The 14,358-nt window shown below is 63.7% G+C and carries 11 protein-coding genes; 6 read left to right on the top strand and 5 right to left on the bottom strand.

From position 1 onward, the window contains the following. Positions 1-33: 33 nt before the first annotated feature. The 4 genes from edd to iclR all read right to left on the bottom strand — a co-directional run bounded on the left by edd (position 34) and on the right by iclR (position 4,903). Complete coding sequence (gene edd / locus GUC32_RS22345; protein WP_142591245.1) at positions 34-1,848, bottom strand: phosphogluconate dehydratase; 1,815 nt, start codon at positions 1,846-1,848, stop codon at positions 34-36. A gap of 98 nt (positions 1,849-1,946) precedes the next feature. Next, positions 1,947-3,284: a gluconate transporter gene (gene gntU, locus GUC32_RS22340; RefSeq protein WP_049204440.1), complete on the bottom strand. Its 1,338-nt coding sequence runs from the start codon at positions 3,282-3,284 to the stop codon at positions 1,947-1,949. Next, positions 3,281-3,820 carry a gluconokinase gene (gntK, locus tag GUC32_RS22335; RefSeq protein ID WP_004936645.1) on the bottom strand — a complete coding sequence of 180 codons (540 nt, stop codon included), beginning with the start codon at positions 3,818-3,820 and terminating at the stop codon, positions 3,281-3,283. The genes gntU and gntK overlap by 4 nt, the downstream gene beginning before the upstream one ends. A 252-nt stretch (positions 3,821-4,072) precedes the next feature. Next, positions 4,073-4,903 (bottom strand): glyoxylate bypass operon transcriptional repressor IclR, encoded by an 831-nt coding sequence (gene iclR, locus GUC32_RS22330; protein WP_004936648.1) that lies wholly within the window; start codon positions 4,901-4,903, stop codon positions 4,073-4,075. A 196-nt stretch (positions 4,904-5,099) separates the two neighbouring features. Between iclR and metH the strand changes: the two genes are divergently transcribed. Then, complete coding sequence (gene metH, locus GUC32_RS22325) at positions 5,100-8,795, top strand: methionine synthase (RefSeq protein WP_197791245.1); 3,696 nt, start codon at positions 5,100-5,102, stop codon at positions 8,793-8,795. A gap of 38 nt (positions 8,796-8,833) precedes the next feature. On the opposite strand, the gene GUC32_RS22320 is transcribed toward metH, so the two are convergent. Then, complete coding sequence (locus GUC32_RS22320) at positions 8,834-9,544, bottom strand: UTRA domain-containing protein (RefSeq protein ID WP_060448005.1); 711 nt, start codon at positions 9,542-9,544, stop codon at positions 8,834-8,836. A gap of 193 nt (positions 9,545-9,737) precedes the next feature. On the opposite strand from GUC32_RS22320, the gene GUC32_RS22315 reads away from it, so the two are divergent. From GUC32_RS22315 to GUC32_RS22295, 5 genes are read left to right on the top strand one after another with little or no spacing between them, the layout of a single operon-like run. Further along, complete coding sequence (locus GUC32_RS22315; RefSeq protein ID WP_004936660.1) at positions 9,738-10,799, top strand: ABC transporter substrate-binding protein; 1,062 nt, start codon at positions 9,738-9,740, stop codon at positions 10,797-10,799. An 11-nt stretch (positions 10,800-10,810) separates the two neighbouring features. Next, positions 10,811-11,620, top strand: a complete 810-nt coding sequence (locus GUC32_RS22310; protein WP_043139627.1) for an alkaline phosphatase family protein — start codon at positions 10,811-10,813, stop codon at positions 11,618-11,620. Beyond that, on the top strand, positions 11,617-12,462 hold the full coding sequence (locus tag GUC32_RS22305) for an ABC transporter permease subunit (RefSeq protein ID WP_016930298.1): 846 nt from the start codon (positions 11,617-11,619) through the stop codon (positions 12,460-12,462). The genes GUC32_RS22310 and GUC32_RS22305 overlap by 4 nt, the downstream gene beginning before the upstream one ends. Before the next feature lie 17 nt (positions 12,463-12,479). Continuing rightward, positions 12,480-13,265 (top strand): ABC transporter permease, encoded by a 786-nt coding sequence (locus tag GUC32_RS22300; protein ID WP_025304475.1) that lies wholly within the window; start codon positions 12,480-12,482, stop codon positions 13,263-13,265. A gap of 4 nt (positions 13,266-13,269) precedes the next feature. Next, positions 13,270-14,262: an ABC transporter ATP-binding protein gene (locus GUC32_RS22295; RefSeq protein WP_164099894.1), complete on the top strand. Its 993-nt coding sequence runs from the start codon at positions 13,270-13,272 to the stop codon at positions 14,260-14,262. Positions 14,263-14,358 lie beyond the last annotated feature (96 nt).

Here is a 14,358-nt window from a genome sequence, read left to right as displayed (position 1 = left end):
CGCCGCCAGGCGGCGATGCGGCCAGGCTATCGATTAAAATTTGATGCAGCAGGCGCCCTGCTCGGCGCCTGACAGCTGGCTGCGCAGCGCGCCGAACAGCTCGCGGCCGCAGCCGATGTGTTCCGCGCTCAGATCGGGTTGGCAAGGCGCGCGCCGCGCCAGCTCGTCGGCGTCGACCAGCACCTGCAGCTCGCCGCTGCGGCCGTTGACGCGGATCGGATCGCCGTCGCGCACTTTCGCCAGCAGGCCGCCGCTATAGGCTTCCGGGGTGACGTGGATGGCGGAAGGCACCTTGCCGGAGGCGCCGGACAGGCGGCCGTCGGTCACCAGCGCCACTTTGAAGCCGCGATCCATCAGCACGCCCAGCGGCGGCATCAGTTTGTGCAGCTCGGGCATGCCGTTGGCCTGCGGCCCCTGGAAGCGCACCACCACCACGCAATCGCGATCCAGCTTGCCGGCTTCGAACGCTGGCACGATATCGTGCTGGCTGTCGAACACCACCGCCGGCGCTTCGATGATCTGGTTATCGGCGGGCACCGCCGAGGTTTTCATCACCGCGCGGCCCAGATTGCCGGCCATCACTTTGGTGCCGCCATGATGTTCGAACGGCTGGGCGACGCTGGCGATCACGCTGGCGTCGAGCGAGCCGGCCACGCCTTCGCGCCATACCAATTGGCCGTTGTCCAGCCACGGTTCCTGGGTGTAGCGGCGCAGGCCGAAACCGGCCACGGTGTGCACGTCTTCGTGCAGCAGGCCATGTTGCAGCAGCTCGCGCACCACCAGCGGCACGCCGCCGGCGGCCTGGAATTGGTTGATGTCGGCCGGGCCGTTCGGGTAGATGCGGCACAGCAGCGGCACCGCCTCCGACAGCTCCGAGAAATCGTCCCAGGTGATGATGATGCCCGCCGCCCGCGCCATCGCCACCAGATGCATGGTCAGATTGGTGGAGCCGCCGGTGGCCAGCAGCGAGACGATGCCGTTCACCACCACTTTCTCGTCCACCAGGCGGCCGATCGGCAGGTAGTTGCCGGCGGTATCGGTCAGTCGGGTCACCTGGCGCGCGGCGGCGTCGTTCAGCGCGTCGCGCAGCGGCGTGTCCGGATGGACGAAGGAGGCGCCCGGCAGATGCAGACCCATCACTTCCATCACCATCTGGTTGGTGTTGGCGGTGCCATAGAAGGTGCAGGTGCCGATGCCGTGATAAGAGGCCGCCTCGGCCTCCAGCAGCGCCAAACGGTCGGCCTTGCCCTCGGCGTACAGCTGGCGCACGCGCACTTTTTCCTTGTTCGGCAGGCCGCTGCTCATCGGGCCGGCCGGCACGAACAGCGCGGGCAGGTGGCCGAAGGAGAGGGCGGCCATCACCAGCCCCGGCACGATCTTGTCGCAGATGCCGAGGAACAGCGCGCCGTCGAACATATTGTGCGACAGGCCGACGGCGGCCGACATGGCGATAACGTCGCGGCTCATCAGCGACAGCTCCATGCCGTCCTGCCCTTGCGTCACGCCGTCGCACATCGCCGGCACGCCGCCGGCCACCTGGCCCACGGCGCCGACCGCTTTCAGCGCCTGCTTCAGCCGCTGCGGGTAGTGTTCGTACGGCTGGTGGGCCGACAGCATGTCGTTATAGGCGGTGATGATGGCGATATCGCTGCGCACCATGTTTTTCAGCGACGCCTTGTCATCAGGCTGACAGGCGGCGAAGCCGTGGGCCAGGTTGCCGCAGGCGAGCTGCGCGCGGTGGACGGTTTGGGCGCGGGCCGCCTCGATACGCGCCAGATAGGCGGCGCGGCTGGCCTGGGAACGGTCGATGATGCGCTGTGTGACACGGGACAAGGTTGGATTAATCATGCCTTCCTCACATTGCTGTTGTTATAGTCGCCGCCTGTGGCGGTGCCCCCGGGGGTGATTTGCAGCCCTGGTGTGCAAGGCCGGGGGCGATTCAGGATTTAAAACATCGTGAATGCAATCATGCCGATGGCGCCGCCGACGCTGCCCAGAATGGTTTCCATCACCGTCCAGGTTTTCAGCGTTTGCAGTTCGTTGGCGCCGGTGAATTTGCCGAACAGCCAGAAGCCGGCGTCGTTGACGTGGCTCAGCACGATGGAGCCGCCGGCGATGCAGATGGCCAGCGCGGCCAGTTGCCCGCCGTTCAGCCCGAGCTGGCTGGTGACCGGCAGCACCAGACCGACGGTGGTCAGGCAGGCGACGGTGGCCGAGCCCTGAATCACCCGCACCATGGCGGACAGCGCGAAGGCGGCCACGGCGATCGGCAGGCCGGCGCCGATCATGGCGTCACCCAGCGCCGGCCCTACGCCGGAATCCACCAGGATCTGCTTGAACACCCCGCCGGCGCCGGTCATCAGCAGGATGATTCCGGCCGGCTGCACCGCGGCGGAGCAGATGGCCAGGGTCTGTTCGTTGCTCATGCCGCGCGGTTTCGCCAGACCGTAAATCACGATCAGGCAGGCCAGCAGAATGGCGGTGAACGGGTGGCCGATAAACTCCAGCCACTGCTGCAGCTGCGAGCCGGGAGTGACCAGCCGCGCGCCGATAGTCTTCATGCCGACCAGTACCAGCGGGCACAGCACCAGCGCCAGGCTGAAGCCGAACGACGGCAGATTGCCCTTGATCAGCGTCGGCTCATTCTCTTCCGGCGGCATCGGCCAGTTGACGAAGCGGCTGATAAAGCTGCCGTACAGCGGGCCGGCGATTAGCATGCCGATCACTGCCGCCACCAGGCCGATGGCGATCATCCAGCCGAAATCGGCCTTCATCTGCGACGCCAGCAGCATCGGCACCGGCCCCGGCAGCAGGAAGGAGGCGGCAGCGGCCACACCGGCGAACAGCGGGATGGCCAGCTTGACGATATTGCCGTCGGTGCGGCGCGCCACGGCGAACACGATGCCGATCAGCAGCACCACCGCCACGTCGAAGAACAGCGGCAGCGCGCAGATCAGGCCGGCGATGCCGAGCGCGTAGTGCGCCTTGCTTTGTCCGAATCGTTTCAGCAATTGCGCCGCAATTTGATCGAGCGCGCCGACCTCATGCAGGATCTTGCCGAACATCGCCCCGAGCGCCACCACGATCGCCAGGAAGCCCAGCGTGTCGCCCATGCCTTTTTGCATGGTGTCGGCGATGTGTTCCAGCGGCATGCCGGAGAAGATGCCGGCGGCGATGGACACCAGCATCAGCGCGACGAAGGCGTGCATGCGTGCCTTCATCACCAGGAATAACAGCAGTAAAACCGAGCCGACTGCGGTACCGACCAGCGTTACGGTACTCACGCGCACACGTCCTGCGGCAGGAAGCTCTGGATATGGCGCACGGTATCGGCGATCACCGCGTCCAGCGGCTGATTGATGTCGATCGCCATCACGTCGTTCTCGTCGGCGCCCGGTTGCTCCAGCGCGGCGAACTGGGTGACCAGCATCTGCGGCTTGAAGAAGTGGCCGTTGCGCGCCGCCAGGCGGGATTCGATCACCGGGAACTCGCCGTGCAGATAGATGAATGACAGGTTGCCGTTGCCGGCGCGCAGGCGGTCGCGATACTGCTTTTTCAACGCCGAACAGACGATGATCGACACGTTGTTGGTGCGCTGCATGGCGAAGGCGGCGTCGTTGAGCGCGGCCAGCCACGGCGCGCGATCGTCGTCGTTCAACGCTTCGCCGGCGGCCATCTTCAGGATATTGCTGCGCGGGTGCAGGAAGTCGCCGTCGAGGAAGCCGGCGGAGAGTTGGCGGGCCGCGGCGGCGGCGACGGCGGACTTGCCGCTGCCGGAAACGCCCATAACGACGTAAATGCGATTTTGATTGTTGGTCATGGTTTGGCTCCAAAACACCGGGTGACGTTACCTTCGTTCAGTCTGATTGTTACCGGTAACATGTTATCGGTAACATTGTCGAAGGAAGTGTGAGCGGTTGCAATGGGCTTTCGCCGTGAGGATCGTTAACTGTGATCGGCTTCAAGCTTTTTGCCTGTGCGCTAAACAGGATGCCGACAGCCTGTTACATGCTGACAACAGAGCATGGCAGGGGAGCAGGGGCGCGCTGGGGCGCCCCTCGGATGAGCGGGATTAGCGCACGCCGCCGTAGGCCAGGCTGATCTCTTTCGCCGCGTGGATCACCAGCGCGCCCAGCTCGATCACGCGATCGTCGGTGATGCGCGACACCGGGCCGGAGATGGAAATGGCGGCGAAGGCTTCGCGGTGCTCGTCGAAGATGCAGGCCGCCACGCAGCGCAGGCCGAGCGCGTGCTCTTCGTCGTCAAAGGAGAAGCCCTGTTTGCGGATCTGCGCCAGCCCCTCTTTCAGGTTGTGCGGCGTCAGGGTATGCGGCGTGTAGGTGTGCATGCCTTTCTTGTGCAGCAGTTTGGTCACCTGATCGTCCGGCAGGGTGGCGAGGAACGCTTTGCCGGCACCGGAGGCGTGCATCGGCAGTTTGCCGCCGATCGGCGCCGACATGCGCATCAGCGCCGTGCACTGCACCTGATCGATGATGATCGCCTGGTACTCGCTGGTATCCAGCACCGCCAGGTTGACGGTTTCGCCGGACTCCTCCATCAGGCGGCGCAGCGTCGGATGCACCATCGCCAGCAGGTTGCGGCTTTGCAGGAAGCTGCTGCCGACCACAAAGGCGTGCGAGCCGATGGTCCACAGGCCGAGATCGCCGACCTGGCGCACGAATCCCTGCTGCTGCATGGTGGTGAGCAGGCGGTGAGTGGTGGAGTTCGGCAGGCCGGCCTGCTGGGCCAGATCGGTCAGCGCCACGTTGCCCTGGGCTTCCGAAATGTATTCCAACAGTTTCAGGCCACGGGTCAACGATTGTACCTGACCGGTCGCCGCACTGGCGGCGGGGGCTGCTGCGCGGGGCTTCTTGCCGCGCTTGGCGGGAGCAGGGGTGGCCATGGGTGAGATTCCTTTTTCCGTATGATGGAATTCATTTTCGTTTTTTGTCGATGAATTGCAAGCCGCCGTCAGCTCATCGGAGGTGTTGACGCACAACCTGAAAAACTCTCAATTGTCGCCTGGCCCTTTGTCCTTACAAGCTGTGCTAGGATGACTCGTTGGTTTTTGCGGCAGTTGAGCAATGGGCTGGATGGCAATGGAAGGGGTTACAGTGACGAATCGAGTAGAACAACTGCGCCGCCAGTTAGCGCAGCGCATTTTAGTGTTGGACGGCGGCATGGGCACCATGATCCAGAGCTATCGCCTGGACGAGCGCGATTTTCGCGGTGAGCGTTTCGCCGACTGGCGCAGCGATCTGAAAGGCAATAACGATCTGCTGGTGCTGACCAAGCCGGAAGTGATCACCGCCATTCATTACGCCTATCTTGAGGCGGGCGCCGATATCCTTGAGACCAATACCTTCAACTCCACCTCCATCGCCATGGCCGACTACCACATGGAGTCGCTGTCCGCCGAGATTAACTATCAGGCCGCCTGTCTGGCGCGCGCCTGCGCCGACGAATGGACGGCGCGCACGCCGGAAAAACCGCGCTACGTCGCCGGGGTGTTGGGGCCGACCAACCGCACCGCGTCCATCTCGCCGAACGTCAACGATCCGGCGTTCCGCAACATCTCGTTCGATGAACTGGTGGCGGCTTACCGAGAATCGACTCGCGCGCTGGTGGAAGGCGGCGTCGATCTGATCATGATCGAAACCATCTTCGACACCCTGAATGCCAAGGCCGCCGCTTTTGCGGTGGAAACCGAATTCGAAGCACTGGGGGTGGAGCTGCCGATCATGATTTCCGGCACCATCACCGACGCCTCCGGCCGCACCCTGTCCGGCCAGACCACCGAAGCGTTTTACAATTCGCTGCGCCACGTCAAGCCGCTGACCTTCGGCCTGAACTGCGCCCTGGGCCCGGACGAGCTGCGCCAGTACGTCGCCGAGCTGGCGCGCATCTCGGAGACCTACGTCACCGCGCACCCGAACGCCGGTTTGCCGAATGCCTTCGGCGAATACGATCTGGATGCGGCCGAGATGGCGCGCCAGGTCGGGGAGTGGGCGCAGGCCGGCTTTCTCAATATCATCGGCGGATGCTGCGGCACCACGCCGGAACATATCGCCGCGATGGCCAAGGCGGTCGAGGGCGTGCCGCCGCGCCGGCTGCCGGAGCTCCCGGTCGCCTGCCGCCTGGCCGGTCTGGAGCCGCTGACCATCGACGCCAACACCCTGTTCGTCAACGTCGGCGAGCGCACCAACGTCACCGGTTCGGCGCGCTTCAAGCGCCTGATCAAAGAAGAGAAATACAACGAGGCGCTCGACGTGGCGCGTCAGCAGGTCGAGAGCGGCGCGCAGATCATCGACATCAACATGGACGAGGGGATGCTCGACGCCGAAGCGGCGATGGTGCGCTTCCTCAACCTGATCGCCGGCGAGCCGGATATCGCTCGGGTGCCGATCATGATCGACTCCTCCAAGTGGTCCGTTATCGAGAAAGGCCTGAAGTGCATTCAGGGCAAGGGCATCGTCAACTCGATCTCGATGAAGGAGGGCGAAGAAGCCTTTATCCACCACGCCAAACTGGTGCGCCGCTACGGCGCCGCGGTGGTGGTGATGGCGTTCGACGAAGTGGGCCAGGCGGACACCCGCGAGCGCAAGTTCGAGATCTGCCGCCGCGCCTATAAAATTTTGACCGAACGCGTTGGCTTCCCGCCGGAAGACATCATTTTCGACCCGAACATCTTCGCCGTCGCCACCGGCATCGAAGAGCACAACAACTACGCCGTCGACTTTATCGAAGCCTGCGCCGACATCAAAACCCACCTGCCGCACGCGATGATCTCCGGCGGGGTGTCCAACGTGTCGTTCTCGTTCCGCGGCAACGATCCGGTGCGTGAAGCGATCCATGCGGTGTTCCTGTATCACGCCATTCGCAACGGCATGGACATGGGCATCGTCAACGCCGGGCAGTTGGCGATTTACGACGATCTGCCTACTGAGCTGCGCGAGGCGGTAGAAGACGTGATCCTCAACCGCCGCGAGGACGGCACCGAACGCCTGCTGGAGCTGGCGGAAAAGTACCGCGGCAGCAAAGACGGCGAAGCGGCGGTGCAGCAGGCGGAGTGGCGCGGCTGGCCGGTGGAGAAGCGGCTGGAATACTCGCTGGTGAAGGGTATCACCGAGTTTATCGAGCTGGACACCGAAGAAGCGCGGCAGCAGGCCGAACGCCCAATCGAAGTGATCGAAGGGCCGCTGATGGCCGGGATGAACGTGGTCGGCGATCTGTTTGGCGAGGGCAAGATGTTCCTGCCGCAGGTGGTGAAATCCGCCCGCGTGATGAAGCAGGCGGTGGCCTACCTGGAACCGTACATCGAGGCCAGCAAGCAGCAAGGCACCTCCGCGGGGAAAATCCTGTTGGCGACGGTGAAGGGCGACGTGCACGACATCGGCAAGAATATCGTCGGCGTGGTGCTGCAGTGCAACAATTATGAAATCGTCGATCTTGGCGTGATGGTACCGACGGAGAAAATCCTGCGCACCGCGCGCGAGGAGAACGTCGACATCATCGGCCTGTCGGGGCTGATCACGCCGTCGCTCGACGAGATGGTCAACGTGGCCAAAGAGATGGAGCGCCAGGGCTTTACGCTGCCGCTGCTGATCGGCGGCGCCACCACCTCCAAGGCGCACACCGCGGTGAAAATCGAGCAGAACTACAGCGGCCCGACCACCTACGTGCAGAACGCCTCGCGCACCGTGGGCGTGGTGTCGGCACTGCTGTCCGCCACCCAGCGCGACGAGTTTGTGGCGCGCACCCGCAAAGAATATGAAACGGTGCGCATTCAGCACGCGCGCAAAAAACCGCGCACGCCGCCGGTCGATTTGCAGAAGGCGCGCGCCAACGCCATGGCGCTGGACTGGGCCGATTATCAGCCGCCGGCGCCGCGGCAGCTCGGCGTGTTTCCGGTGGCGGCCGGCATCGAGACGCTGCGCCACTACATCGACTGGACGCCGTTCTTCATGACCTGGTCGCTGGCGGGCAAATACCCGCGCATCCTGGAGGATGAGGTGGTGGGGGAAGAGGCCAAGCGCCTGTTCCACGACGCCAATCAGATGCTGGATCGGCTGGCCGCCGAGCGCAGCCTCAACCCGCGTGGCGTTTACGGCCTGTTCCCGGCCAACCGCGTCGGCGACGACGTGGAAGTGTACCGCGACGAACGGCGCGGCGAGGTGCTGGCGGTGAGCCGCCATCTGCGTCAGCAGACGGAAAAAACCGACTTCCCGAACTACTGCCTGGCGGACTTCGTGGCGCCGAAAAGCAGCGGCAAGGCCGACTACTTCGGCGCCTTCGCGGTGACCGGCGGGCTGGAGGAAGACGCGCTGGCGGCGGCGTACGACGCGCAGCACGACGATTACAACAAAATCATGGTCAAGGCGTTGGCGGATCGTTTGGCGGAGGCCTTCGCCGAATACCTGCATGAGCAGGTGCGCAAGTTGCACTGGGGCTATGCCGCCGACGAGAGCCTGAGCAACGAGGAACTGATCCGCGAGAACTATCAGGGCATCCGGCCGGCGCCGGGCTACCCGGCCTGCCCGGAGCACACCGAAAAAGCGACCATCTGGCAGCTGCTGGACGTCAACCGCCACACCGGCATGGAACTGACGGAGTCCTTCGCTATGTGGCCGGGAGCGGCGGTATCCGGCTGGTACTTCAGCCATCCTGAGAGCAAGTACTTCGCGGTGGCGCAGATCCAGCGCGATCAGGTGGAAGACTACGCGGCGCGTAAAGGGATGAGCGTGAGCGAGGTCGAGCGCTGGCTGGCGCCAAACCTCGGCTACGACGCCGACTGACTTTCCTCTTCAAGGGCGCAGCGATGCGCCCTTGTCATTTACAGCGCTTCCACGTCGATGTGCAGCGCGTCGTACCGCCAATATTCCAGGTCGCAATCGATCACTCTGTCGTGCTGATCGCGATTCACCCGCGTAATGAACAGCGCCGGGCTGCCGTAGGTCACCTTCAGCATGGCGGCGGCCTGCTGCGGCAGCAGGGTGGGCAGCATGTCGAAACGCACCCGCCCGTAGTGAATGCCGTAGCGCGCGGCGTACAGCGCGGTCAGCGACTGGGTCAGATCTTCGTCCAGAATGCCGGGGAAATAGGCCGGATTGAGGTAGTGCTCGCAGTACAGCACCGCACGTCCGTCGATGTAGCGCAGCCGGCGAATGCGATAGGCCTCGGCGCCGGGGGGCAGCGCCAGGCGGCCGGCCAGCTGCGCGTCGAGCGTGACGACCGCGCTGTCGATCGCTTCGGTATGGGCGGCGCGCCCCTGCTGCTGCGCCATGGCGTGAAAATGGCTGCGCTGCAGCGGGTTGTAGATCAAACGTGGAGGCGAGATGAACCAGCCGCGCCGCACCTGGCGGTAGATGACGCCCTGCGCCTCCAACTGGCCGAGCGCCTCCTGCAAGGTAATGCGGGTGGTGGCGAACTGTTCGCTCAGGGCGCGTTCGGAGGGCAGCTTGCCGCCCACGGCGAACTCGCCGGCGGTAATGCGGGCGCTCAGCGTTTGGCAGATGGTGGCGACGGTCGTCGGTGCTTCACTCATACAGCGGGTGTCCCGTTTCAGTGCGTTTGGCCTTCCTTAAGGTAGACCAGCGTCGCGTTTTCGCCGTTGCAACGGGTGATAAAACTGTCGCTTTTTTAAGCTGACATATAATTATCACATTCGTCCGTTAGATTGGTTTGGTCCTTGCTGGACTAGTCCAGCCATCCCCACACTACCACCTGGAGCATCAGTTATGAAACGTTTGTGCGCTTCTGTGTTAACCAGTGCCATCGTGTTATCCAGCCAGATGAGCTGGGCCGCGGATACCGATCTGGCGGCGCTGGAGCAGGCCGCGAAGAAAGAAGGCGAAGTCAACAGCGTCGGCATGCCGGACAGCTGGGCCAACTGGAAAGGCACCTGGCAAGATCTGTTGAGCAAGTACGGCCTGAAGCATGTCGATACCGACATGAGCTCCGCGCAGGAGATCGCCAAATTCGATGCGGAAAAGAACAACGCTACGGCGGACATCGGTGACGTCGGCGCGGCCTTTGGCCCGGTGGCGGTGCAGAAGGGCGTAACGCAGCCCTACAAACCCTCTACCTGGGATCAGGTGCCGGACTGGGCGAAAGACAAAGACGGGCACTGGGCGCTGGCTTACACCGGCACCATCGCCTTTATCATCAATAAACAGCAGGTGAAAGACATCCCGCACAGCTGGGCCGATCTGCTCAAGGGCAGCTATCAGGTCACCATCGGCGACGTCGGCACCGCGTCGCAGGCGGCCAGCGGCGTGCTGGCCGCCACCTACGCCATGGGCGGCAACGAGAAAAACCTCAAGCCGGGCCTGGAATTCTTCGGCAAGCTGGCCAAGGCCGGCCGCCTGAGCCTGAGTAACCCGGTGATCGCATCGCTGGAGAAAGGGGAAGTGCAGGTTGGCGTGGTGTGGGACTTCAACGGCCTGAACTACCGCGATCAGATCGACAAAACCCGTTTTGAAGTGCTGATCCCGTCGGACGGCTCGATCACCTCCGGCTACACCACCATCATCAATAAATACGCCAAGCACCCGAACGCCGCCAAGCTGGCGCGCGAATACATCTTCTCCGACGCCGGCCAGATCAACCTGGCGCGCGGCTATGCCCGCCCGATCCGCGCCGAACATCTGACGCTGCCGGACGACGTCAAGGCCAAGCTGCTGCCGGCCGAGCAGTACAAGAATGCGCACCCGATCGCCGATCCGGCGGCCTGGGAACAGAGCGCCAAAGCGCTGCCGCGCCTGTGGCAGGAAAACGTCATTATGTTTATGCAGCAGTGAGTTAACGCACCATGAAAACGATCCTCGTGCTGCTGGACGGCCTCAACTACCGGGTGGCGCATGACGCCATGGGGTATCTGCAGGCCGAATGTGCGGCGGGACGCGGGCGGTTGTACCTGCTGGAGAGCGAGTTGCCCTCGCTCTCCCGGCCGCTGTATGAATGCATCCTCACCGGCGTCACGCCGGTGGAGAGCGGCGTGGTGCACAACCACGTCTCGCGCCTTTCTCATCAACAAAGCGTGTTTCATTACGCGCGCGCCGCCGGGCTGACCACCGCCGCCGCCGCGTATCATTGGTTCAGCGAATTGTATAACCGCACGCCGTTCGACGCCGCGCGCGACCGCCACACCGACGCTCCCGAGCTGCCGATTCAGCACGGCCATTTCTATTACGACGACGGCTATCCCGACAGCCACCTGTTCGACGACGCCGAAAGCCTGCGCCAGCGTCATCAGCCGGATTTCCTGCTGATCCACCCGATGAACATCGACGACGCCGGGCACCGCTTCGGCCTCTCTTCGCCGCAGTACCGCAACGCGGCGCGGCGCGCCGACGGCTCGCTGTCGCGCTACCTGCCCGAGTGGCTGGCGGCCGGTTATCAGGTGCTGGTCACCGCCGACCACGGCATGAACGACGATCGCAGCCACGGCGGGGTGTTGCCGGAAGAGCGCCAGGTGCCGCTGTTCGTGTTCGGCGCGGGCTTCAGCCTGGACGACGCCGATCCGCAGCAAACCGAGCTGTGCGGCACGATCTGCGATCTGCTGCAGGCGGCGCATGACAAGCCGCGCTGCCGGGCGCTGCTGGCGCAGGATGCGCGATGAACAGCAAAACCAAATGGATCGCCGCACTGTGCCTGCTGCCGTTTATCGTGCTGTTCGGCGCGTTTCAGATCGCCCCGCTGGTGTGGATCGCGGTTCACAGCTTTTTCAGCGAGAGCAGCGGCTGGGGATGGGGCAACTATGTCGATATCCTCACGTCGCCGTTCTACCTGCAGGCCTTTCAGTTCTCGCTGGAGATCTCGCTGTGGTCGAGCGTCTACGGCTTGCTGATTGCATTAGTGGGCAGTTACTCACTTCGCCAGCTCGGCCAGACCCGCTTTCATGACTTCGTGATGTCGTTCACCAACATGACCAGCAACTTCGCCGGGGTGCCGCTGGCGTTCGCCTTCGTCATTCTGTTGGGGTTGAACGGCTGCCTGACGCTGCTGCTGCGCAAATACGGTTTGATGGAGAGCTTCAACCTCTATTCGAAGAGCGGCCTGATCGTGCTGTATACCTACTTCCAGATCCCGTTGGGCGTGCTGTTGCTGTATCCGGCGTTCGATGCGCTGCGCGCCGATTGGCGTGAGTCGGCGGCGCTGCTCGGCGCCGGCCCCTGGCGCTACTGGCGGCATATCGGCCTGCCGGTGCTGGCGCCGGCGCTGATGGGCACCTTCGTCATCCTGCTGGCCAACGCGCTGGGCGCCTACGCCACGGTGTACGCGCTGACCACCGGCAACTTCAACGTGATCCCGATCCGCATCTCGGCGTTGGTGGCGGGGGACATCTCCCTCGATCCGAACCTGGCCAGCGCGCTGGCGATGCTGCTGGTGGTGATGATGGCGTTTATCACGGTAATCCACCAATGGATGCTGCGCAGGAGCTACCTCAATGCGCGCTCATAATCGGATGGAGAATGCTCATGTCGCGTGCTGAACGCCTCTATCACCGCACGGTGACCGGCCTGCTGCTGCTGATCCTGCTGCTGCCGCTGGCGGCGACGCTGATTTATGCGCTGGCCACCCAGTGGGGCGCCACCATTTTACCGGACGGTTTTACCCTGAAGTGGCTGACGGCGCTGTGGAGCGACCCGCGCTTTTTGCAGGCGCTGTGGCATTCGCTGCTGATCTGCTTCGGCACGCTGCTGCTGTCGGTGGTGGTGATCCTGCCGGCGATGTTTGTGATTGCTTACTATTTTCCCAAGCTGGACGCGGTGATGAACGTGCTGATCCTGCTGCCGTTCGCCGTGCCGCCGGTGGTGTCGGCGGTGGGGCTGATGCAGCTGTTCGCCGCCGATCCGCTGCCGCTGCTCGGCACCCCCTGGATTTTAGTCGGCTGCTATTTCACCATCGCGCTGCCGTTTATCTACCGCGCCATCAGCAACAACATGCAGGCGATCAACCTGCGCGATCTGATGGACGCCGCCCACCTGCTCGGCGCCAGCACCTGGCAGGCGGCGCTGTGGGTGGTGCTGCCGAACCTGCGCAAGGGCGGAACGATCGCCGTGCTGCTGTCGTTTTCGTTCCTGATCGGCGAGTTCGTGTTCGCCAACCTGCTGGTGGGCAGCCAGTATGAAACGCTGCAGGTCTACCTGTTCAACATGCGCAACGGCAGCGGGCACTTTACCAGCGCGCTGGTCATCTCCTATTTCGCCGTGGTGCTGCTCGTCACCTGGCTGGCGAACCTGCTGAATAAAAACAAGGGCTAACCCGATGGCTTATCTCAACGTCACCCGACTGAACAAACACTATGGCCAGACCCAGGTGTTTCAGGATATCGATTTCACCGCCGAAGAGGGGGAGTTCGTCACCCTGCTGGGGCCGAGCGGCTGCGGAAAATCGACGCTGCTGCGCTGTCTGGCCGGCCTGACCCCGGTCGACAGCGGGCACATTTTGCTGCAGGGCCAGGATCTGGTGCCGCTGGCGCCGCAAAAGCGCGGCATCGGCATGGTGTTTCAAAGTTATGCGCTGTTTCCCAATATGACGGTGGAAGGCAACGTGGCCTTCGGCCTGAAAATGCAGAAGCTGGCGGCCGGGCAGATCGGCCAGCGGGTGCAGGAGGTACTGGCGCTGGTGGAGCTGAGCGATTTGGCGAAGCGCTATCCGCATCAGCTGTCGGGCGGCCAGTGTCAGCGCGTGGCGCTGGCGCGATCGTTGGTCACTCGCCCGCGTCTGCTGCTGCTCGACGAACCGCTGTCGGCGCTGGATGCGCGTATCCGCAAGCACCTGCGCGAGCAGATCCGGCGCATTCAGCGCGAGCTGAACCTGACGGCGATCTTCGTCACCCACGATCAGGAAGAGGCGCTGACCCTGTCGGATCGCATCGTGCTGATGAACAAGGGGCAGATCGTGCAGAGCGGCGACGCGGAAACCCTGTATACCCAGCCGGCGGACGCCTTCGCCGCCGGATTTATCGGCAACTATAACCTGTTGACCGCCGAACAGGCCGCCCAACTGACCGGGCGCAGCTATGCCGGCAAGGTGGCGATCCGCCCTGAGTCCATCGGCCTGTTACCGGCCGGGCAGGGGATCGGTGGGGTGATCCTGGGTCACAGTTTGCTCGGGAATGTGGTACGGTATCGGATTCAGGTTTGCGAGATAGAATTGCTGGTTGACGTGCTCAACCGTTCGGTGGCCGACCTGCGGCCCGACGGCGCGGAAATTGGGCTACACTTGGAACCTGTTGTATTGCGGGAAGTTGCATGACTTCGCAGCGCGGCGCCGGGGCCTTCCCGCCGCCGCATTAACCCTTCTCTTCTGCGGTCTGCCGCCCGCCCGCTGTCCTGCCAGACCCACGCCCGG

Source organism: Serratia sp. NGAS9 (genome assembly GCF_009905295.1).
Lineage (GTDB): Bacteria > Pseudomonadota > Gammaproteobacteria > Enterobacterales > Enterobacteriaceae > Serratia > Serratia bockelmannii.
The sequence above is the reverse complement of the archived record's forward strand: the minus strand, read 5'-3'. Positions and strand labels throughout refer to the sequence as shown.